This is a genomic window from uncultured Jannaschia sp. (assembly GCF_947494055.1).
GTDB lineage: Bacteria > Pseudomonadota > Alphaproteobacteria > Rhodobacterales > Rhodobacteraceae > Jannaschia.
Genome location: NZ_CANLTR010000224.1, coordinates 1 through 287 on the forward strand (window position 1 = coordinate 1; position 287 = coordinate 287).

Genomic DNA, 287 nt, shown 5'->3' on the forward strand with positions numbered 1-287 from the left:
ACGGAGGTGACGCGGCAGCGGGTGGACTGGCAGCGGCAAGCGGCGCGGGACCTGTCCGAAGGGCGGACCTACGACGCGGTCGCGGCCTTCGCCCGGAACGGCGCGCTGCACTGGTCGGGCCGGCAGGCGGCAGCGCAAGAGGCGCTGGTGGAAAGGTGGAGTGCGGATACGGAGGCTGACCCGAACGCCACGCGGTTCGTCTTTGCCTACACCAACCGGGAGGTCGACGCGCTGAACGCCAGCTTGCGGGCGGTGCGCAAGGCGCGCGGCGAGCTGGGGGACGACGT

1 pseudogene is annotated in these 287 nt (G+C 72.5%); it reads left to right on the top strand.

The features are described from left to right. Window positions 1-287: pseudogene (locus tag Q1A87_RS23945) on the top strand (hypothetical protein); the annotation flags it as partial.